This is a genomic window from Chelatococcus sambhunathii, from assembly GCF_001418005.1.
In the GTDB taxonomy this organism is placed as follows: Bacteria; Pseudomonadota; Alphaproteobacteria; order Rhizobiales; family Beijerinckiaceae; genus Chelatococcus_A; species Chelatococcus_A sambhunathii.
Genome location: NZ_LIOL01000010.1, coordinates 76492 through 98095 on the forward strand (window position 1 = coordinate 76492; position 21604 = coordinate 98095).

Genomic DNA, 21604 nt, shown 5'->3' on the forward strand with positions numbered 1-21604 from the left:
ATGGACGAGAAGACGCGCATCGCGCCGGCCCGCCAGCGCATCGTCGCGGGCACGCGCCTCAACGACATCTACGAGATCGAGCGGCTCGTCGCGGTCGGCGGCATGGGCGAGGTCTACAAGGGCCATGCCATCCAGACGGGCGATGCGGTCGCCATCAAGACGATCCGGCCGGATCTTGCCGAGAACGAGGCGGCCATCGCGCTCTTCCGCAAGGAGGCCTCGGCGCTGCACGAGCTCTATCACGAGGCCATCGTGCGCTATTTCGTGTTCTCGCGCGACCCGGTGCTCGATCTCACCTATCTCGCGATGGAATTCGTCGACGGGCAGGCGCTGTCGGAGCGCGTGAAGGCGGGGCCCCTCAGCTTTGCCGAGGTCGACCTGCTGCGCCGCCGCGTCGCCGCCGGCCTCGCCGCCGCGCACGAACTCGGCATCATTCACCGCGACCTCTCGCCCGACAACGTCATCCTGCCCGGCGGCAACGTGGGGCGCGCCAAGATCATCGACTTCGGCATCGCCCGCTCGACCAGGCTCGGCGAGGCGACGGTGATCGGCAGCGGCTTCGCCGGCAAGTACAACTATGTCTCGCCCGAGCAACTCGGCCTCCACGGTGGGGACGTCGGGCCGAAGTCCGACATCTACAGCCTCGGGCTCGTCTTGGCGGAGGCGCTCCTCGGCCGGCCGCTCGACATGGGCGGCAGCCAGAGTGCGATCGTGGAGAAGCGCCGGGCCGTGCCGGATCTTGCCGGCATCGATGCGCGCATGCGGCCGCTCATCACGCGCATGCTGCAGCCACGGCCGGAGGAGCGGCCGGCCTCCATGGCCGAGGTCGCCGCCTGGCAGCCGCCGGCGGAGAAGGCCCCTGCCGGGCGCCGGCCGTTCGTTCTTGCCGGGCTCGCCGGCGCCGCGGCTGTTGCGGTTGCGGCCGGGATCGCGGGTATGCCGCTGCTGCAAGCGTTGCTTGGTCCGCAGCCCGACGAGCGCAGGGTCGAAGCGCCAGTGCTGACGCCGGCATCGCGTCCTCCGGCCGTGGAGGAACGCGCGACACAGGGCGAACCGCCCCCCCTTGTCCCGGACAAGGGCACGCCGACGCAGCAGGAGACTGCGACAGGACCGGTGCCGCAGGCCGCCGTGCCGGCCGCGACAGTCACGCCTCCCGCTTCGGCGGCAGAGCAGTCTGCGCCCCCTGCCGCGCCAGGGCCTCCGGCAACGGAGATGGACGGTACATCTCAGGAAGCGCCTGCTTCGACCCCGGCCCCGGCGCGGACGCCGCCCCTGACCGGGCCGGCGGATGCGCGGCCGGAAGCAGCCGGTGCCGATCCGCCGCCGCTGCTTCCGGGCCCGTCTCAGGGCAGGACAGAGGTCGCCGCACGTCCGGCACAGCCGGAGCTCGTTCCCACGACGCCTGCCGTGACGGCGCCCGCGCCGGCCGGGCCGGTGCCGCGCATCGCCGAGATCACGCGCTATATCGACGAATACAGCGGCGGGGACTGCTTCTTCCTCAATCCCGTGGAGGTGAGCGCCAATGCCGCGCAGGTGGAGGGCTACGGCGCCGCGACGCAGCCCTTCGTGGCGTTCGACGAGGCCTTCCGGCAGGTCAACGGCTTCGAGGCGCAGATCAGCCTTCGGCAGGTGACGGGGGCGCAATGCCCGCTCGTCGCCTTCCTGCGCCAGATGGGACCGCTGCGTGGGGAGCCGCCGCGGCTCGACATCGCCGCCTTCAGCCTGCGCAGCGGCGAGACGCTGAGCGGCACGGTCGCCGGTACGGACGGGCGCGAGGTCACGGTGCTGCTCGTCTCCGACGACGGCTATGTGCACAACCTGGCGAGCTTCCTGAAGAAGGACGCCGAGGCGCTGTCCTTCAGCCTGCGCGTCGAGCGCACCAGCGGCACCGGGGCCCGGCCGCAGGTGGTGCTCGCACTCGCGAGCCCGGCGCCGCTCGCCACGCTTGCGGGCGGCAAGACCCTGGATGCAGCGACGCTCTTCCCGCTGCTTTTTGCCGAGATCGACCGGACGGGCCAGAAGGTGGGCGTCGCGGCGAAGTACTTCAGGCTGGAGGAATAGGCCTCAATCGACGCGTTTGCCCGGCGCCGGCTCCACGGCCGCCTGGATGCGCTTGACCTCGCGGTAGCGGGCGAGGCGCACCGAGATCATGGCCTCGAACTTCTTGTGCACTTCGGCGAGGGAGAGGGTGCCGCCGGCCTTGTCGTAGAAGATTGGCCGGTTGGCTTCCGCGGGCTTGGGCAGGAGCTCCGCGGCCACCCGGTCGGGCGCGCCTTCCATGGCGTCGATGAACAGCTCGGCACCGCCCGGGCCGAGGAAATGGACGAGATAGACCTCGCCGCCGGTTAGCGGCCGGCCGATGCGGCGTTCGATGCGCAGCGTGTCGCGCTTCAGCATCTCGGCGGCCAGCAGTGCCGAGAGATAGGGCTCGCGGCGCAGGTCGAGGATGCGGGCGCGCTCGCCGGGGTCGGCGACGACATGGCGCCGGTCGACGCGCTGGATGAGCGCCGCCTCGCCGGCGAGACCGTGCTTGGCGCCGAAGTCCTTCACCACACCGAGCCAGGTGCTCTCGATGAACTGGTAGAGGCCCGTTGCCGAGGAGGTCTTGGCCTTCACCTCGGTTGCGAAACTCGATTCCTTGTCTGCGACGGCCATGAGCAGGGAAGGATCGGCTCCGACCACGCGGGCGGCGCGCACGATCGTCTCGACGAGGTGGCGGCGGATCTTGATGGGGCCGAAGGTGAGGATCTGGTTGGCGTTGCCGGGGGAGGTGACGATGGGGTCCGCCCGCTCCTGCGGCACGATGGTCGGCTCTTCCTTCTCGATGAAGTCGACCGCCTGCTGGGCGGCGGCGAGATCGTCCTCGACGGCGGAGAGCAGAATCGAGGGCGGGGTCGGCGCCGCGACCAGCGCCGGCGCGCTGTCGGACGGCACTGTGGCGCTTTCCTGCCGCAGCGCAAGCACGGCGGTGCCGATGGCCGCCACGACGATGAGGCCGCTCGCCGCGGCAACGAGATGATGACCACGAAGGCGCGCCCGCACGGGCGCCACGGCTTCCTGCGTTGCCAGAGCGGAGGGATCAGCAGTCGGTGATGCCGCTGCCGCGCCGCCGTCTCCCACGCGCTTGGCTATGGCAACGTACCATCCGACGAGGGGGCCGGCGGCGTCCGCGGCCGCGAGGCGCTTCAAGGCGTCGTGCATGTATCGTGCGGTGCCAGCCGGGCAGCCGAGCCGGCGCTGTAGAGCCCGTGCCGAGGGGCCGCCGTTGCGACCGCTGCCGAGCTTCACGGCGAAGAACCAGTCCGACAGTGCAATGCGCAGCGGCTCGAAGGGCGTGCCGACGCAGGGGTAGAGGGCGTGTCCGCAGGCGCGGCAGGCGAAGGCGCGGTGCTTCACGTCGCGCACGAAGCCGCCGTTCCTGCCGCAGGCCGGACAGTCGATGGCGGTGCCGCCGAAGCGCAGCGCCATGATGGTGTCGAGACAGGCGCTTTCCGGGAACGCTGCCCGGAACTGCCTCAGGGCGTCGTCCATGTCTGCCGTCCCCGCCCCTCTCTAAGGCGGCGGTGTCCCCGCTTCTTCTTCCTATTCATAGCACAGGAGGGGCGCCGACGGGTGCCGGCGCGCACGTGCGGCCCGCTTCCGCCGCGCGCCAAAGGCCGCTACAACCGGCAGGCGACATGGGCGTGGTGATGGACCCGGGCGACAAGGGGATGGTGGCGACGATGGCCGGCCAGTCCTGCGAGATCGGCATCCTGTTCGGCGACATCTCCGGCAGCACGCAGCTCTACGAGGTGCTGGGGGACCGCGCCGCCCTCGCCGCCATCGAGGGATGCCTGCGCGCTGCCACAGGCGTCGTCACGGCGCACGGCGGCGCCGTCGTCAAGACCATCGGCGACGAGTTGATGGCGGCCTTTCCCGATCCTGCAGCGATGTTCGATGCGGCGCTCGCCATGCAGCGCTGCATGGAAACCCAGGCAGGGCCCGAAGGTGCGAAGCGGCTCGCGCTGCGCATCGGCTTCCACTACGGGCCGGCCATCCGCACCGGGGCCGATTATTTCGGCAACACGGTCAATGTCGCGGCGCGCATGGTGCAGATCGCCCGCGCCGGGCAGATCATCACCAGTGGCGACCTCGCGGGGCTCCTCCCGCCGGCGCAGCGTGCGGCGACGCGGGAGCTGACGCGCTTTTCTGTCAAGGGTAAGAGCGAGGCGACACGCATTGTCGAAGTGGTCTGGCAGGAGAGCGGCGGGTTGACGGCCGTCGACGTGCTGTCCCGCTCGCCCCCCACCGTCCTGCGGCCGCTGCTGCAGCTCGATTGCGCCGGCATAGTGCTCATTTTCGAAGGAGAGCGCGAAGTGACCCTCGGGCGGGACGCGGGCAACGACCTCGTCGTTGCCCATGACCGGGTGTCGCGCCGGCATGCCACGCTCGGGCTGCGGCGCGACCGGTGGATGCTGACCGACCACAGCACCAACGGCAGCTTCATCGCTTTCGACGGCGAGCCGGAGCGGCCGCTGCACCTCGACGCCATCGACCTGCACGGCGCCGGCACCATCGGCCTCGGGCAGCCGGCGGCGCTGGGCGGGGGCGTGCGCTTCTCGGTGCTGCTACGCCGCCGGTGACGGCGCCGCGCGCCGTATTTACGCCCACTCTCCCTTGCGGAAAACGGGGACGCGGGTGCCGTCCGTCTTGATGCCGTCGATATCGATCTCGTTCGAGCCGATCATCCAGTCGATGTGGATGAGGCTCTTGTTGCCGCCGCGGGCGGCGATCTCGTCCGGGCTCAGCGCGCCGCCGCCCTCGAAGCACTTGGCATAGCACTGGCCAAGCGCGATGTGGCAGGCGGCGTTCTCGTCGAAGAGGGTGTTGTAGAAGAGGAGCCCGCTCTTCGAGATGGGCGAGGAATGCGGCACCAGCGCCACCTCGCCGAGGCGACGCGCGCCCTCGTCGGTGTCGAGCACCTTGCCCAACACCTCCTCGCCGCGGCTCGCCTTGGCCTCGATGATGCGCCCGCCCTCGAAGCGCACGGCGATCTCGTCGATGAGCGTGCCCTGGTAGGAGAGGGGCTTGGTGCTGACGACGCGACCCTCGACGCGCAGGGCGTGCGGGGTCGTGAACACCTCCTCGGTCGGGATGTTCGGGTTGCAGGTGATGCCGTTCTTCGCCGTCGAGGCACCGCCGTGCCATTCGTGGCCGTCGGCGAGGCCGACGGTGAGGTCGGTGCCCGGCCCGGTGAAGTGCAGCGCCGCGAAGCGCTCGCCGTTGAGCCAGGTCGTGCGCAGCCTGAGCGCCGCGTTGTGCGCCTCCCATGCGCCGACGGGGTCTTCGCCGTCGACGCGCGACGCGGCGAAGATGGCTTCGGCGAGGCGCGCGACCGCGACGTCCTCCTCGTCGCCGGGGAAGACCTGCTTGGCCCAGGAGGCGGTCGGGTAGGCGATGATGTTCCAGTTGATGTCGAAGCCGGCGATCTTCTCCAGCGCCGGCTGGTAGGCGAGCGAATTGGCCTTGTTGGCGCGGGAGACCTTAGCGGGGTCCTGACCGGCGAGCAGCATGGGGTTGTCGCCCACGATGGCGAGGCGAGCCGTGTCGGCGGTGAAGGCCTTGGCGACGCCCTCGTAGAGCCAGACCGGGGCGCGGTCGAAGCTCGCATCCTTGGCGAAGCGGTAGCGGGCGAGCGTCAATTCCTCGTCGGACAGGATGGGCGTAACGAGGCCGGCACCGGCCTTGTAGGCGTGCTCGGCGATGCGCCGCACCAGCGGCAGGGCGGCGACCGGCGCGGTGAGGAACAGGTCCTGCCCCTCGCGCAGCTGCAGGCCGACCCTGACAGCGACCTCCGCCAGCCGGTCGAGCTTCACGGGGTCGATCGATGCGACGATGGTGCGCTGGTGTGTGGTCATGAGATGCCCTGCCTGCGAGAAACCTGTGCGCATCGATATACGCTTGCCGGCCGCGATCACAATGGCGAATGCCGCCTTTATGGCTCAGGAGGGCATGCCGCGCGTCGCCTTTTCCGCCGGATAGAGCTTGCGGAAACGCGCCAGCCGTTCGGCATAGCCATCCTGTCCGCGCGGTGAAAAGCGTTCGCGCAGTGGCGGCTTGCGGCAGATCTCCGCCTCGCTGCCGGCCCCCGCTGCGAGCATGCCGAGCCGCGCCGCGCCGAGCGCCGCGCCCGCCTCGGCCCCCGCCGGCAGGTCGAGCGGCAGGTTGAGGATGTCCGCCAGCATCTGCCCCCAGAAGCGGCTGCGCGAGCCGCCGCCGACGAGCATGCAGCTATCCAGCCGCGCCCCGGCTTCGTCGAGCACGTCGAGGTCGTCGGCGAGGCCGAAGGAGACGCCTTCGAGCACGGCATAGGTGAGCGCGTCCGGCCCGTGCTCGGCCCGAAGGCCAGCGAAGAGGCCGGTGGCGTCGGCGTCGTTGTGCGGCGTGCGCTCGCCGGTGATGTAGGGAAGAAACAGGGGCGCGTGGATGCGGTTGCGCTCGCTTTCCGCAAAGCGCTCCACATCGGCGAGCAGGCCCGCGATGTCGCCGGCGCGGCCGACGAGGGTCGCGACCCAGGTGAGCGCCGAGGCCGCGGCGAGGGTCACGGCCATGCCGTGCCAGCGGCCGGGCAGGGCGTGGCAGAAGGCGTGCAGCGTGCGCTCGGGCAGGGCGGTCAGCCGGTCGGTGACGACGAAGAGCACGCCGGAGGTGCCGAGGGAGAGGAAGCCTTCGCCAGCGCGCGTCGCACCGATGCCGACGGCCGAGGCGGCATTGTCGCCGCCGCCGCCGGCCACCGGCACGCGCCGGCCGCCAAGGCCGAGGAGCGCCGCCGTGTCGGCCGAGAGGTGGCCGGACAGCTCGGAGCCCTCGACGAGCTCGGGCATATGGGCGCGGGTGAGGCCGCAGGCCTCGATGAGCACGTCGTCCCAGCGGCGGGCGTCGACGTCGAGCCACAGCGTGCCGGCCGCGTCCGACATCTCCGATACGTAGCCGCCGGTGAGGCGGAAGCGGATGTAGTCCTTCGGCAGCAGCACCTTGCGCGTCGCCGCGAAGACGTCCGGCTCGTGCCGGCGCACCCACAGGAGCTTGGGGGCCGTGAAGCCGGGCATGGCGATGTTGGCGGCGCGGCGGGTGAAGTCCGACACCCTCTCCTGCAGCTCCCGGCATTCGGCGGCGCAGCGCCCGTCGTTCCAGATGATGGCCGGGCGCAGCACACGTCCCTCGCCATCGACGAGCACGGCGCCGTGCATCTGGCCCGAGAGGCCGATGCCGGCGAGGCCCCGCCATGCCTCGGGCGCGGCGTCCCGTACTCTGGCGGTGGCGGTAAGTGTCGCCTGCCACCATTCTTCCGGATCCTGCTCCGACCACAGCGGATGCGGTCGCGAGATGCCGACCGGCACGGTGGCCTCGGCGATGGTCGTCTGGCTCTCGTCGAGCAGCAGCGCCTTGACCGAGGAGGTGCCGATATCGAGCCCGAGATAGGTCGGCATGGAGATCTCCGATCAGATGGCGCGGCCGGCGCCGTCGAAGAGATAGGCCTGGGCAGGATCGAAGCCCGCGCGGATGCCCTCGCCCGGCGCGAGCGAACGGCGGCCCGGCACTTGCAGGATCAGCGTCTCGCCGTTGCCGGTCTGCGCATAGAGCTGCGAGGTGGCGCCGAGGCTCTCGGCGAACTCACCGCGGAGGGCGAGGCATGCGGCCCCGCCGTCGCCCACCGAAAGATGCTCCGGCCGCAGGCCGAGCACCACGTCCTCACCCGGCTCGACCCTCGGCGCATGGCGCGTGGGCAAGGTGAGGTCGGCGGCGAGCGCCGGGTGCCGCACGGTGACGGCGCCGCCGTTCACAGCCGCGACGGAGACCTTGAGGAAGTTCATCTTCGGCGAGCCGATGAAGCCGGCGACGAAGATGTTGTCGGGGCGCTCGTAGAGGTCGGCCGGCGAGCCGATCTGCTCGACCCTGCCGGCGCGCAGCACGACGATGCGGTCGGCGAGCGTCATCGCCTCCACCTGGTCGTGGGTGACGTAGACCATGGTGACGCCAAGGTCGCGGTGCAGGCGCGCAATCTCGACACGCATCTGGCTGCGCAGCTCGGCATCGAGGTTGGACAGCGGCTCGTCGAAGAGGAAAAGCTTCGGGTTGCGCACGATGGCGCGGCCGATGGCGACGCGCTGGCGCTGGCCGCCAGAGAGCTGGCGCGGCTTGCGCTGCAAGAGGCTCTCGATCTGCAGGATGCGCGCGGCCTCGGCCACGCGCCGGTCGATCTCCTCCCGCGGGGTCTTTGCCATCCTGAGGCCGAAAGAGATGTTGTCGTGCACGCTCATGTGCGGGAAGAGTGCATAGGACTGGAAGACCATGGAGACCTGCCGCGCCGCCGGCTCCGTGTCGGTCACGTTGGCACCGTCGAGGTAGATGGCACCCTCACTCACCTCCTCGAGGCCGGCCACCATTCGCAGCAGGGTGGACTTGCCGCAGCCGGAGGGGCCGACGAAGACGACGAACTCGCCGCGCTCGGCGGTGATGTCGACATGGTCGATGACCGTCGCATCGCCGAAGCGCTTCACGATCTGCTCGAGCTTGAGAAAGCTCATGTCGGGCGGGCTCCTTTCATCTGTCTTGGCCGGAGGCGGCAAGAGCCTTCGCCTCCCGCTCGATGTCGTTGCGGAAGGCGAACAGCTTCAGATAGACGCCATAGGCGGCCTCGTGCGCGGCGCGCCAGCGCGGGTCGGGGGCGAGGCTCTCCTGCGCCGGAGCCATGGCGTCGAGCGCGGCGAAGAGATCCTGCTGCAGGCCGGCCCCGACGGCAGCGACCATGGCCGTGCCGAGTAGCACCGGCTCGGCGCTGTTGCTGAGGACGAGCGCGGCATCGCCGAGCGCGTCGCGGTAAAGCCTCACCATGAGCGGGTTGCGCAGGTGCCCGCCGGAGAGGGCGACGCGATCGAGCGCATAGCCGTGGGCATTGAGGTGCTCGATGATGTGCCGGGCCTGCAGGGCGAGCGCGCGGGCCGTGGCATAGTAGGTTTCGAGGAAGGCGCGGCGGCTCGTATCCTCGCCGACGCCGACGAGGATGGCGCGCACGCTGCCGTCGCCGAGCGGCGCGCGGTTGCCGAGGAAGTCGGGCACGAGATGCCGGCGCGCGGCGAAAGCCGGCCCCTCTGCTTCGAGGAAGGCGAGGATGTCGCGGACTGCGGCCGCATGCGCATCGGCCGAGGCACACCGCGGCCCGCCGGGATGGTGGCCGAGCACAGCGTCGAGTGCCGCGCCGGCGAGCGACTGGCCGGCCTCATGCATCCAGTAGCCTGGAAAGACCGCGTCCCTGAACGGACCCCACACGCCGGAGATGCGGCGCTCGTCGGGCGCGAAGGTCATGTAGCAGGTGGACGTGCCGCCGATAAGCGCCACCGTGCGGTTCATGTTGCCGGCAAAACCGCGACCCAGGACGCCGAGCGTGCCGGCCTCAGCGTCGATGAGGCCGACAGCGACGGGAATGCCGGCAGGCAAGCCCAGGCGGGCGGCGACGGCCTCCGTCACCCGGCCGTGCCGGTGGCCGACAGGTAGCGGCTGGGCCGCGAGTGCGCCGAGCTGAGGCAGCCGGCCGAGGCCGAGGCGCGCGAGGAGGTCGTGCCGCCAGGGCTCGGCATCGGCCGGCAGGTAGGCCCATTTGCAGGCGAGGCCGCAGAGGGAGTGACGGTCCTCGCCCGTCGCCCGGCGGGCGAGTTCGTCGCACAGGTCGCGGGCGCCGGTGACGCGAGCGAAGGCTTGCGGGTCGCGCCGCGCCAGCCAAGCGAGCTTCGGCGTGTGCATTTCTGGCGACATGGAACTGCCGGTATAGGCGAGCAGCCGGTCGCCGCTTGCGCCGATCTCCTCGGCTTCTGCCTCGCCACGGTGATCCATCCAGCAGAATACGTCCGCCTCGCCGGCGAGCGGCGGCGGTCCTTCGTAGGAGAGCGCGAGGGAGGAGGTGGCATCGAAGGCGAGGGCGGCGACCTGTCCGGCCGCCTCCGTGCCGGCCGCAACGAGACAGGTCCGGATCGCCTCTTCTACCGCCGTCCAGATGTCGTCCATGCGATAGACAGCATGATGCTCCGCCGGCCGCAGCAAGGGGAACTCCCGTGCAGCGGTGGCGAGGAGACAGCCGGCGAGGTCGAACAGCCCGGCGCGAGCCGAAAGGGTGCCGACGTCCACGGCGAGCAGGAGTTGCGGGGCGGACGTCATGGCACCTTCTCCAGTGGCATGCCGAGGATCGCGCGGGCGCAGTCCTCGTCGGTGACGAGGCGGTTGACGTAGCCGCCCGACAGGATGGCGTGCACGACCGGCGCCTTGTTGAGCCCGCCCGAGGCGAGGATGGAGCGCGGGACGACCTTCAGTTCCTGCGGCGAGAGGGCCATAACACACTGGTTGAGATGATGGGCGATGGGCCGCCCGTGCGCATCGAGAAAGGTGCCAAGGAGGTCGCCGATGGTGCCGGCAGCCTCGAGTGCCTGCTGGTGCTGGCGCACGGTCTGGGTGGTGGCGAGCAGCGAGTGGCTGGAGACGTCGCCGCAGGAGACGAGGGCGACATCCACCTCCCGCGCCCGGCGCATGACGTCGGCGAGTCCGTAGTGGGTCAGCAGGTCGTTGCGGCTGTGCTCGCTCGGGCAATAGATGGGGGCGGCGAGATAGTGGCATTCACCGCCGATGGCTTCGGCGAGGCGCGTCGCGACTTCGAAGGTGTTGGTGCCCGAGCCGCGCGTGAGCCCGCCCATGAGCGACACGACGCGGCTCGCGGGCAGGCGCCGTGGCCCGAGGCTCGCGACGCTGGCGCTCAGCGTGCGACCCCAGCCGATGCCGATGGACTGGCCGTCGCCCAGCAGGCGGCTCAGCATGGTGCCGGCGGCCTCGCCAATGACGCGCTGCTGGTCCTCATAGCCGGGTACGGCCGGCACCACCGCCACCTCGGCGAGACGATAACGGGCGGCGAGTTCCTCCTCCAGCGCCACGCACGAGGCGAGCGGCAGGCGCACCTCGATACGCACCGAGCCGTCAACACGCGCCTGGCCGATGATCTTGTTGACGCGCAGGCGCGTGAGGCCGAGCCGGTCGCCGATCTCCTGCTGGGTCAGGTTGCCGACGTAGTAGTACCAGACCACGCGGGCCGCGACCTCGTCTCCGGAGCTGCGCTGGGCGGCGCGCGGAGGGTCGGTCATGGTGGTGCCCGCAACGGGATCGTTCATCGCGTCATTCCCCACCGAGCACCGGCGCGAGCACCGCGACCGAGCGGCGGACCCGGTCGAGCACCGCGGCATCGGTCTCCTCGAACGGGTAGAAGACTTCGAGGAAGACGGGCCGGTCGGCAAGCCCGAAACGTGCGAGCGTCGCCGCGACGGCCTCCGGATCGACGATGCCGGGCTCGGTGAAGTCCCAGTGGCGGTCGAGGCGGCCGTCGCTCTGCTGGATGTGGATGGCGCCGATCTCGCGGCCGATCGTCTCGAGCCACGGTTCGACGCGCGCTTCCTCACCCGTATAGGGCGGCGAAAGGATGGCGTGGCCCCAGTCGAGGCAGTAGCGCCAGGGGACCGCGGCACCGGCGAGGTCGTCGCTCAGGCGCCGTGCCTGCCCGGGCGTCCACGGCCACTCGCGCCGGAGCGGCGTCGGCTCGATGTAGAGCTCGGTAAGGCCGTGACTCTGCGCCTTCTCGGCGAGACGTTTCAGGCGGGCGGTGAGGTCAACATAGTCAGCGGCCGGGATCGCGTCTGCCTCTACGGCGTCGAGCCGGGCGCCGATGGCGCCGAGGGGGCCGCCTGCGGCGCGGATGCCGGCCTTGCCGCAGAAGGCATAGGCGCGAGCGAGCCAGTGCTCGGCGGCGTCGCGTACGCCGGGCTCGGGATGAAGCAACTGGTTGAAGGTGTAGTGGGCAAGGCCGATGAAGCCGCTGTGCACCATGATGCAGTGCTCGGCGCAGGCCTTGCGCATGTCCGCGGCCGCCTTGTCCAACACCTCGTCCGGCCACAGCGGATCGACGAGGTCGAAGGATAGCTGCACGAGGTCGAGGCCGAGTTCCTCGCGCACGAGGCGGGCCCAAAGCGCGGGCGTCACCCAGCGCTTGACGCAGAAGGAGAGATTGATGCCGAGCGCCATCGCCGCCTCCCTATTTGGTCGCGCCCATGGTGAGGCCGCGGATCATGTGGCGCGAGACGATGAGGGCGAAGATGGTGACCGGCAGGACGATGACCGTGCCGGTTGCCATGATCTTGCCCCAGGGCAGCTCGTAGCCGGACATGAAGCTCGTCGCTGCCACTGGCGCCGTCTGCACATTGCGGCGGGTCAGCACCAGCGCATAGAGCAGTTCGTTCCACGAGAAGATGAAGCTGAAGATGGCCGACACCGCGACGCCCGGCAGGCCGAGCGGCAGGTAGATGCGCCAGAAGACGTCGAACTGCTTCGCCCCCTCGAGCCGCGCCGCCTGCTCCAGCTCGGGCGGGATCGAGCGGAACTGGTCCGTGCAGATCCACACCACGATCGGCAGGTTGAAGGTGAGGTAGATGAGGATGAGGACGAGGTGCGTGTCGAGCAGACCGAGGGACTGGGCAAGGAGATAGACCGGCAGGGCGAGCACGATGGGGCTGATCATGCGGTTGGAGATGAACCAGAACCACAGGTCGGACTTGCCGCGGAACTCGAAGCGGGCGAGCGCATAGGCCGCCGGCGTGCCGAGGAGGACGGCGAGCGCGGTCGTCGAGACGGCGACGATGAGCGAATTGACGATGGCGGCCGTCACCTTCTGATCCGCCCAGATCTCGGCGTAGTGCTTAATCGTCGGCTCGAAGAGCCACATTGGTGGCGAGGCGAGCAGGTCCCCCTGGTCCTTGAAGCTCGACGAGACCATCCAGTAGAACGGGAACATGGCGAAGGCGAAGACCAGCACGAGGCCGGCCAGATGCGCAAAGCGTGCCGCGGGGCGGGACACCATCACTCGATCTCCCGGTAGAAGATGCGGATGTAGAGTCGGCTCAGCAGGATCGTGAACAGGAGCAGCAGCATCGCCTGGGCGGAGGCCGCGCCGAGATCGAACACGCGGAAGCCGACGCGCTGAATGTAGATGGAGATGAGCTCGGTCGCCGTGCCCGGCCCGCCGCGTGTCATGGTGAAGATCATGTCGAAGAGCTTCAGAACGTCCGCTGAGCGCAGGATGAGCATGGCCGTCAGGCCGGGCAGGAGATAGGGCAGCTGCACGTGGCGCAGCAGCGCCCAGTGGCTCTTCGTCTCCAGCCGCGCCGCCTCCTCGATGTCGATGGGCACCATGGAGAGCCCCGACAGGAAGATGAGGGCGCAGAATGGCGTCCACTGCCAGACGTCCATGATGACGATGGCGGCGAAGGCCCCGCTCGGATTGCCGAGCCAGTCGAAGGGCGCGAAGCCGAACCAGGACAGGAACTGGTTGGCGACGCCGAAGTTGCGGTTGAAGATGAGGTTGCCGAGGAGGCCGACGACGGCATAGGTAGTAGCGAGCGGCACGACGAGCGAGACGCGCGCAAGCGAGCGCATGAAGCCCCAACCCGGCCGGTGCAGCATGAGCGCGATGAGAAGGCCGAGCGCCACCTGGATCGGCATGACGGTGAGGAAGAACCGGCCCGTCAGCAGGAGCGTGTCCCAGAAGGTCTGGTCGCTCAGCACGCGCCCGTAGTTCTCGAAGCCGACGAAGGGGAAGCCCTCGCGCGCCCGGGTGAGATTGTAGCGGCGGAAGGAGGTGACGAGCGCGAACAGCATCGGGTAGAGGCCGATCGCGAGCAGCGTCACCACAGCCGGGGCGAGGAAGAAGAGCGGCGTCCAGCGGCCGTGCTCGAGCCGGCGCCTGCGGGCGGGCCTCGCCCGGGCCGCTTCCTGTGCCAGTGCCTGTCCCTCGACGCTCATCACGTCCCTATTCCAGATTGGTGTGGTTGGCGCGCATGGCCTCGGCGCTCACGCCGAGCTTATCCTTGAGCTTGAGGATCATAACCTCGAAGAGGATGTACTGCGCGCCCTCGTAGAGCGAGCCCATGGGCAGGACGGAGGAGGCGGGTCCCCGGTCGTCGGCCATGGTCTGGGCGGGGATGGTCAGGACCGTGTCGGCCTGTTTCGCCGCCTCGCCGCCGGGCTGCGCGGTGACGAGGAGGCAGGCCGCGCCCGCCTTCCGCGCTTCGCCCATGAGCGCGAGAACCGTCGAGAATGCGCCCGGCCCGGCCGAGACGACGAGCAGGTCGCCTTTTCCGAGCGGCGGCGTCGTCATGTCGCCCACCACCGCGGCGTCTCGGCCGAGGTGGAAGAGGCGCATGGCGAAGCCCTTGATCTGCAGGCCTTCCCGACCGACGCCGTAGAGGGCGATGCGCCTCGCCGCGGCGATGCGCTCGACCGCGGCATCGACGGCCTGTTCGTCGATACGGGCAAAGACCGCGCCGAGCTCGTCGAGCGCGCGTTGATAGAGCGAGGGCATGGAAGAGGCTCCGCCTGTGCTGTCACACGTTGGGACGATGCCGGCCGGCCCGGGGTTCGCCCGGGCCAGCGGAGCGTCTCGTTACTGCAGCAGCGCCTTCTTGCCGTCGTAGTAGCCTTCCTTGGCGAGGATGTCTTCCATGCGGGTGCCGATCTCCTTGGCGCCCTGCTCGGTGGACACCTCGCCGAGCATCATCTTGGTGCCCCACTCGGCGATGATCTCGGAGATGGCCGGCCAGGCGGGGAAGCGCGGACGGAACTCCGGCACGCCCTTCTGCCAGGAGGCGACCATCGGCTCGACGAACTTGTACTTGGCCTTGATGTCGGCATCCTCGTAGATGCTCTTGCGGCCGGAGACGCCGCCGGCTTCCACATAGGCGCGGGCGATGTCCTCGGAGGTCGCCCACTGGATGAACAGCCAGGAGGCCTTCTGCTCCTTCTCCGGCGCCTGGGCGGCGACGGCGAGCGAGAAGCCGCCGAGGGCCGGCAGGCGGCCAGCCGGGCCGGAAGGCTCGGGCGCGACGGCGAGGCAGTCGACGATCTTCGACGTCGCCGGGTCGATGAGCGTCGAATAGAAGGCCGACCATTCGGTGATCATCGCGACCTGGCCCTGTGCAAGGGCGTTGACCGCCTCGGCATGATCATAGGAGACGATGCCTGGCGGCATGTACTGCATCAGGTCCTGGCGGAACTTGAGGCCGGCCTGGCTCTCCTCGCTGAGCAGGTTCGACTTGAACTCCTTGTCGAGCAGCGAGCCACCGAAGGGCCAGAGCACGCGCATGAAGCTGTCGGCGGACTGCGTCTCGCCGCGACGCGACTGCAGCGCGAAGGCGAAGCGGTTCTTCGCCTTATCGGTGAGCTTCGGCGCGTAGGTCTCGTAGAGCTCCTGCCAGGTTTCCGGCGGCTTATCGAAGCCGGCTTCCTGCAGCATGCACTGATTGTAGAAGAGAAGGCCCGAATAGTTGTCGAAAGGCAGGCCGTAGACCTTGCCGCCCCAGGAGCCGAAGGCGTCGAGCAGCAGCGGGAAGAAACCGTCGAGATTGAGCTTCGGATCGGTGATCGCGGGGTCGCTGGTGAATTTCTCCACCGGTACGATCCAGCCATTCTCGGCGAATTCGCCGATCCAGACGAGGTCGACGAGCGCGATGGTGAGGTCGCCGTTGGAGCTGAAGTTGAGGACCTGCTTCTCGCGCGAGCTCTCGTAGGGCACGATCTCGTAATTGACCTTGATGCCCGTCTTCTTCTCAAACTCCGGCAGCAGCTGGATGATGGCGCGATAGCCGGGGCGGTCGAGAAAGACGACGTTGATCTGCGTCCCCTTCAGCGGCTCGGCCGCCTTCTCGAGCGACCAGTCCTGCGCCTGCGCCGGCGCGCAGAGGGCCGCGGCAGCGAGCGCGAGCGCACCGACCGCAGCATGCGTGAACAGTCTCATGAGCGTCTCCCCTGATTATTGTCGTTCGGAAAAATGATGCTCTTGACCATGCCGGGGGCGTCTTCGGCGTGCAGGCGGAAGGCCTCCGGCGCCTCGTCCAGCGTGAAGCGGTGGCTGACCAGCACGTTCACGTCGACCTTGCCGGTCGCGACGAGTTCGATGGCCCGCGGATAGACGTCCCCCATCCGCCGGGCGAACTTGATCTTGAGGCCGCGCCGGCGCGCCTCGGCGGCCGGCAGCGTGTAGGTGTCCCCGTCCGGGATGCCGACGAGGACGACGCGCCCGCCGATGCGGGCGGCGAGCACGGCATCGCGGAAGCCTTCGGGCGCATTGGTGGCTTCCACCACGAGCGGGCAGCCCTCGCCCTTCGTCCAATCGCGGATCTCGGCCACCGAGGCGCCCGCGCGCGTCGCGCCGAGCTTCGTGGCGAGGTCGCGGCGGTGCAGCTGCGGGTCAACGGCGAGGATCTCGCCGGCGCCGGCCGCCTTGAGTACCTGCAGGATGAGAAGACCGATCGGGCCGCAGCCGACGAGCGCCACCCGCTCCAGAAGCCGGGGCTTGGCGAGGTCGACTGCATGGATGGCGACGCCGAGCGGCTCCAGCATCACCGCCTCTTCGGGCGTGAAGCGATGGGCCAGCGGCACGATCAGGTCTTCGGGCACCCAGATGCGCTCGGTCATGGCGCCGTCGAACGGCGGGGCACCGATGAACTCGACGTTGGGGCAGAGGTTGGGGTGGCCCGAGCGGCAATGGTCGCAGTGGCCGCAGGCATGGTTGGGGTCGACCGCGACGAGGTCGCCCCGGGCCAGCCCGCGTGCCGGCAGGTCCTCGGCAAGATAGCCGGCAAACTCGTGACCCGGCACGAAAGGCGCAAGGATCCTGGCCGAGCCGATGCCGCCGTCCTTGTAATAGTGCAGGTCGCTGCCGCACAGGCCGACGGCCGCCACCTCGAGCAGCGCCTCGCCGGGCTGCCCCTCGCGCAGGTTGAAGGGGGCGACCCGTGCATCGTGCGCGCCGTGGAGGAAAAGAGCTTTGCCCATATGGTCGCCCCGTTGGTCGCCCGTTCCGAATGCGACTCCTTTATACAGATGTAATTCTGTCATTACAATCGTATCAGCGCGGCGGCGCGGGTTCAGTGACACGCGGCGGTTGCGGCGACTTGAAAGCGCCGCATTGCCCTCCCATATCAGCGTCTCGGGCAGGTTCCGATGCGCAGGATGCGCGGAAGGGCCGGGAGGACAGCTGATCTTGGGGTTGCGTCGACCGCACCCCGATGCCCGTTTACCCAGAACAAGAAGGACATTGCTGCGGCTATGATCGCGGCGGACAGATCATGAGTAAAATGGAGAAGTTGAAGAGCGTGGTTGCCCGGGCGCGTCCGGCGCCGCATGTGGTGGCGACCGGGCCTGCCCGGCGACCCGAGACGTCTCGTCGGTCGGACGTGGCAATGATGCGCCGGGCCCAGGAGCCAATCTGGCATCCCGAACCTTGCGGCCTGTCGCGCGGCGAACTGCGGGCCATCGTCGCCGACGTGCTCGGCTGAGCCGGGCGTGAATGCAAGCGGAGCCGGCGAGGCCGGCTTCACGGTCATGACCCATGAACCAGGATGAATCCCAGGCTATCCGCCCGCGCTCGGCGGAGCGGCAACCGGCCGGCGCCGAGGCGCGCCGCACCTATGAGCGTTATCTCGCGCTCGCTCGCGGCGAAGAGCGCATCGGACACCGCATCGAGGCCGAACGTTTCTATCAATATGCCGAACACTATCTGCGTCTGAGCAAGGGACGGAACGAACCGTAGCCGGCCCGCGCCGGCCCCTCGTCAGCGCAGGCGTGCGGGATAGTGCAGGGCGGGCCGATCCTGCTTGCGCAGCTGCGAGCGCAACATGTCGAACGGCCCGGCCTTGCTGAAGCGGAAGCCCTGCGCCGCGTCGCAGCCGATGGCGCGCAGGAACTCGAGCTGCACGTCCGTCTCGACACCCTCGGCGATGACCGTCAGGCCGAGATTGTGCGCGAGTTCGATGAGGGCACGGATGATGGCCGGGCTTTCAGCTTCCCGACCGATGCCGGCGACGAACGAGCGGTCGATCTTGATGCAGTTGATCGGGAAGTCCCGGAGGTGCGTCAGCGACGAATAGCCCGTGCCGAAATCGTCGAGCGCAATCGGCACGCCGGCCTCGCTCAGTTCCTCGACCGCGAGGCGGACGTTACGTGCCTGCTCGCCCATCAGCACCGTCTCGGTCACCTCCAGCTTGATCCAGGACGGTGGAATATCGCGGGCGCGCAATTGGCGCAGGAAGCGCTCGGCGAAGTCGCCGCCGGCGAATTCTGCCGCACTCGCATTGACGCCGATGACGATCGGTCCCTCGAAACCTTCGGCGCGCAGTTCGGCGAGATGGGAGGTCACCAGGTTGAGGACGCGCTCGCCGATGCGCCGAGCGCTGTCCTGATCGGCGAAAGCGTGGGAAAAGGCCTGCGGTGACATAAGCATGCCGTCGCGCCCGCGGATCCGCACGAGCGCTTCATAGCCGCTGAGCTGGCCGTTCCGCAGCTTCACGATGGGCTGGTAGAATGGCACGAGCCGGTTGCTCGCAAGGGCCTTGCGCACGGTCTCGACGGCCAGCCGCCGTTCATCGAACAGCGATGCGACCTCAGGAGCGTAGGTCCCGACCGCGCCGCGCTCGCGCCGCTTGGCAGTGTAGAGGGCCACATCCGCGCATTTCAGCAGTCCATCGGCTGTCGTGGCATCGGTCGGATAGGTGGCAAGGCCGACCGTGGTCGTCACGTAATGGCGATCGCTGCCGATGCGGATGGGCTTTCGAATGGCGGCGACGACACGAGCAGCCACCCGCTCGGCGCCGTCTACCTGGCTGCTCTCGTCGCAGACGATGGCAAATTCGTCGCCGCCGAGGCGGGCGAGGAACATATCCCGGCCGCTGCAGATCTGCCCGAGCCGTTCGGCGACCGCGATCAGCACCCGGTCGCCGACATGGTGTCCGCAGGTGTCGTTGATCTCCTTGAAGCCGTCAAGATCGAGCAGCAGGAGCCAGACGGGCCTGCCGGCGGCGGCGGCTCTATCCACCACCGCCTCGAGATGGGTCTTGAAAGCGGCGCGGTTGGCGACACCGGTCAGCCCGTCAAGGTGGGCCGCCCGCCACAGGGCCTGGGTGGCCTCGATCTCGCGAGTTACATCCTGGACGACGCCGACGACGCGCACGTGGCCGTCGTCGTCGCCCGCCACACGCTCCCCGATCGCGCGCACGGTGCGCCGCTCGCCGGCGGCGGTGACGAGGTCAGCCTCGAAGGAACAAGGACTGCCGGTGCTTGCGGTCAGCTCCAGCTGGCGTCGCATGGCGGCGCCGGCCTCCGGCGTGTAGCGGGCGACCACATCGTCGATGTGCAGGCGGCTGCCGATTTCGAGATCGTGCAGGCGGTAGACTTCGTCCGACCAGGTGATTTCCCCCGTCGCGGCGTCATATTCCCATCCGCCAATCGAGGCGAGGTGCTCCGTCTGCGCGAGCAGCCTGTTGCGGCGGGCGAGCGCCTCGCTCTGACACCGGGCATTGGCCTCCGAGACGGCAAGCTTGACCGCGTTGGCGTGGGCGCGGATCAGCCCCTCCACCACCTGGCCGAATTCGGTCAGTATGCGGGCCTTGTCCGCGTCGAAGCTCCTCGGCTTCGTGTCGAGCAGGCACAGCGTGCCCAGCTGGTGGCCGCTGTCGCTGCGCAGTGGGCAGCCGGCATAGAAGCGTGCGTAGGGTGGGCCCTGGACGAACGGGTTGTCGTGGAAGCGCGGGTCGGCGTGCGTGTCCTTGATCACGAAGACGCCATTCTCGACGAGGGCGTAGTTGCAGAAGGCGTAGCGCCGCGGCGTCTCCTCGATGTCGAGGCCGTGCCGGGCCTTGAACCACTGCCTGTCCTTCTCGAGGAAGGAGATCACGCTGATCGGGCAATCGAAGAAGGATGCTGCCAATCGCACCACGGCATCGAAGTCAGGCCCGGTGGGGGTGCCGACGATACCCAGCATCTCGAGGGACTGTAGACGGGCCTCCTCATCCCCTGCGATCGGGTATGGCAGCATGTGAAGACCCGCGTGCATTCAACGAATCGATCCATCATAGAATCTTGATGCCCGCCGACAATAGACTGCCTCGGTCCCTGCCGGCCCGGCGGACTGGCCACTGAAAGGGCATGCTTCCGGCCAATCCGCGATCAGTTTGCCCATCTCTTGGGCGGCTATGTGGCGGCTCCCACCTCGCTTCAGCTTTCCACGGGCGATTTGGCACGCAATTTGATAGGCTTCGTCAAGGCGCGTTGCTGCGGGAGGACACATGACGCCGAGAGCCTTCGACGAGATGGGCGGCTTCGGAGAGGGTTGCAGGCCGTGCTACGCGGCACTGAAGCGGTGGCTCGATGAGGCCCCTGCGGAACTCCTCGATCAGCGGCGCAAGGAGGCAGAACTCCTTTTTCGCCGCATCGGCATCACCTTCGCCGTCTACGGCGAACAGGCGGCCCAGGAGCGGCTCATCCCCTTCGACATCATTCCCCGCGTCATCGCCGGGAACGAGTGGCGCAAGCTGTCCCACGGGCTCGAGCAGCGGGTGAAGGCGCTCAACGCCCTCCTAAAGGATGTCTACGGCCATCGCGAGATCGTGCGCGCGGGTGTCGTCCCCGAAGAGCTCATCCTCTGCAATCCCTACTTCCGGCCCGAGATGGCGCAATTGCGCCTCGCAGGCGACATCTACGTTGCGATCGCCGGCATCGACGTAGTGCGCGTCGATGCCGATACGTTCTATGTGCTCGAGGACAATGCCCGCACGCCCTCCGGCGTTTCCTACATGTTGGAGAATCGGGAGGCGATGATTCGGCTCTTCCCTGAACTGTTCTCCCGCCAGAGCATCGCGCCGGTCGACGGGTATCCGGACGAATTGCTCGCGACGCTTCACTCCATCGCGCCGCGACGCGGCGAGGAGTCGTGCGTGGTGCTGCTGACGCCGGGGCCCTACAACAGCGCCTACTACGAGCACTCCTTCCTCGCCGACAAGCTGGGCGTCGAGTTGGTGGAGGGACGCGATCTCTTCGTGCGCGACGAGACGGTCTTCATGCGGACCACGCAAGGGCCCAAGCGGGTCGACGTCATCTACAGCCGCATTGACGACGATTTTCTCGATCCGCTCGCCTTTCGACCTGATTCAGTCCTCGGCGTGCCGGGGCTGATGCTCGCCTATCGGGCGGGCAACGTGAGCCTGGCCAATGCGGTGGGCACGGGCGTCGCCGACGACAAGGCGATCTACAGCTATATGCCCGAGATCGTGCGCTTCTATCTCGGCGAGGAACCGATCCTGCAGAACGTGCCGACCTGGCGCTGCCGCGAGCCGGAGGCGCTCGCCTATGTCCTCGACCATCTCGGAGACCTCGTCGTCAAGGAGGTCAACGGCTCGGGCGGCTACGGCATGCTCGTCGGCCCGGCGGCGGATGCGGCGACGCGACGGCTTTTCGCCGAGAAGCTCAAGCGCCGGCCCGACAATTTCATCGCCCAGCCGACGCTGGCGCTCTCCACCTGCCCGACCTTCGTCGGCTCGGGCATCGCCCCGCGTCACGTCGACCTGCGCCCCTTCGTGCTGACCGGCGCCGACAAGGTGCGCATTGTCCCCGGCGGGCTGACACGGGTGGCGCTCGTCGAAGGCTCGCTCGTCGTCAATTCGAGCCAGGGCGGTGGCACGAAGGACACCTGGATCCTGGGCGAATGATG

At 68.8% G+C, this 21604-nt stretch carries 17 protein-coding genes; 4 read left to right on the top strand and 13 right to left on the bottom strand.

Annotation, left to right across the window (positions count from 1 at the left end; genetic code table 11):
• Entirely contained in the window at positions 1-2061 is a 2061-nt protein-coding gene (locus ASC46_RS16910) for a serine/threonine-protein kinase (RefSeq protein WP_055460471.1), read from the top strand.
• Between the two features lie 3 nt (positions 2062-2064).
• On the opposite strand, the gene ASC46_RS21545 is transcribed toward ASC46_RS16910, so the two are convergent.
• A complete protein-coding gene (locus tag ASC46_RS21545) occupies positions 2065-3531 on the bottom strand; it encodes a transposase (RefSeq protein ID WP_055460472.1) in 1467 nt (488 codons plus the stop codon).
• A 146-nt stretch (positions 3532-3677) separates the two neighbouring features.
• Here ASC46_RS21545 and ASC46_RS16920 point away from each other — a divergent pair, with 146 nt between their 5' ends.
• Complete coding sequence (locus tag ASC46_RS16920; RefSeq protein WP_055460473.1) at positions 3678-4622, top strand: adenylate/guanylate cyclase domain-containing protein; 945 nt, start codon at positions 3678-3680, stop codon at positions 4620-4622.
• An 18-nt stretch (positions 4623-4640) separates the two neighbouring features.
• On the opposite strand, the gene ASC46_RS16925 is transcribed toward ASC46_RS16920, so the two are convergent.
• The 11 genes from ASC46_RS16925 to ASC46_RS16975 form a co-directional block, all read right to left on the bottom strand.
• Complete coding sequence (locus tag ASC46_RS16925) at positions 4641-5897, bottom strand: aminopeptidase (protein ID WP_055460519.1); 1257 nt, start codon at positions 5895-5897, stop codon at positions 4641-4643.
• An 84-nt stretch (positions 5898-5981) separates the two neighbouring features.
• On the bottom strand, positions 5982-7469 hold the full coding sequence (gene xylB / locus ASC46_RS16930) for a xylulokinase (RefSeq protein ID WP_055460474.1): 1488 nt from the start codon (positions 7467-7469) through the stop codon (positions 5982-5984).
• A 12-nt stretch (positions 7470-7481) separates the two neighbouring features.
• Positions 7482-8567 (bottom strand): ABC transporter ATP-binding protein, encoded by a 1086-nt coding sequence (locus tag ASC46_RS16935; RefSeq protein ID WP_055460475.1) that lies wholly within the window; start codon positions 8565-8567, stop codon positions 7482-7484.
• A 16-nt stretch (positions 8568-8583) separates the two neighbouring features.
• The gene (locus ASC46_RS16940) at positions 8584-10191 is read right to left on the bottom strand and encodes an FGGY-family carbohydrate kinase (protein WP_055460476.1); all 1608 of its coding nucleotides are present in this window, start codon (positions 10189-10191) and stop codon (positions 8584-8586) included.
• Positions 10188-11189, bottom strand: a complete 1002-nt coding sequence (locus ASC46_RS16945; protein WP_096335389.1) for a sugar-binding transcriptional regulator — start codon at positions 11187-11189, stop codon at positions 10188-10190. Before ASC46_RS16945 ends, ASC46_RS16940 begins: the two co-directional genes overlap by 4 nt.
• Before the next feature lie 4 nt (positions 11190-11193).
• On the bottom strand, positions 11194-12093 hold the full coding sequence (locus tag ASC46_RS16950; RefSeq protein WP_055460477.1) for a sugar phosphate isomerase/epimerase family protein: 900 nt from the start codon (positions 12091-12093) through the stop codon (positions 11194-11196).
• A 10-nt stretch (positions 12094-12103) separates the two neighbouring features.
• Positions 12104-12925, bottom strand: coding sequence for a carbohydrate ABC transporter permease (locus tag ASC46_RS16955; protein WP_055460478.1), 822 nt, complete (start codon positions 12923-12925; stop codon positions 12104-12106).
• Positions 12925-13866, bottom strand: a complete 942-nt coding sequence (locus tag ASC46_RS16960) for a carbohydrate ABC transporter permease (RefSeq protein WP_055460479.1) — start codon at positions 13864-13866, stop codon at positions 12925-12927. Before ASC46_RS16960 ends, ASC46_RS16955 begins: the two co-directional genes overlap by 1 nt.
• Positions 13867-13873: 7 nt before the next feature.
• Positions 13874-14425: an SIS domain-containing protein gene (locus tag ASC46_RS16965; protein ID WP_055460480.1), complete on the bottom strand. Its 552-nt coding sequence runs from the start codon at positions 14423-14425 to the stop codon at positions 13874-13876.
• 81 nt (positions 14426-14506) lie between these two features.
• On the bottom strand, positions 14507-15856 hold the full coding sequence (locus ASC46_RS16970; RefSeq protein WP_055460481.1) for an ABC transporter substrate-binding protein: 1350 nt from the start codon (positions 15854-15856) through the stop codon (positions 14507-14509).
• Positions 15853-16896, bottom strand: coding sequence for a zinc-dependent alcohol dehydrogenase (locus ASC46_RS16975; RefSeq protein ID WP_055460482.1), 1044 nt, complete (start codon positions 16894-16896; stop codon positions 15853-15855). Before ASC46_RS16975 ends, ASC46_RS16970 begins: the two co-directional genes overlap by 4 nt.
• 556 nt (positions 16897-17452) lie before the next feature.
• On the opposite strand from ASC46_RS16975, the gene ASC46_RS16980 reads away from it, so the two are divergent.
• Positions 17453-17653, top strand: a complete 201-nt coding sequence (locus ASC46_RS16980; RefSeq protein ID WP_055460483.1) for a DUF4167 domain-containing protein — start codon at positions 17453-17455, stop codon at positions 17651-17653.
• Positions 17654-17674: 21 nt separating this feature from the next.
• On the opposite strand, the gene ASC46_RS16985 is transcribed toward ASC46_RS16980, so the two are convergent.
• On the bottom strand, positions 17675-19933 hold the full coding sequence (locus ASC46_RS16985; RefSeq protein ID WP_169790112.1) for a sensor domain-containing phosphodiesterase: 2259 nt from the start codon (positions 19931-19933) through the stop codon (positions 17675-17677).
• Positions 19934-20183: 250 nt separating this feature from the next.
• Here ASC46_RS16985 and ASC46_RS16990 point away from each other — a divergent pair, with 250 nt between their 5' ends.
• Entirely contained in the window at positions 20184-21602 is a 1419-nt protein-coding gene (locus tag ASC46_RS16990) for a circularly permuted type 2 ATP-grasp protein (protein WP_055460485.1), read from the top strand.
• Positions 21603-21604: the final 2 nt, after the last annotated feature.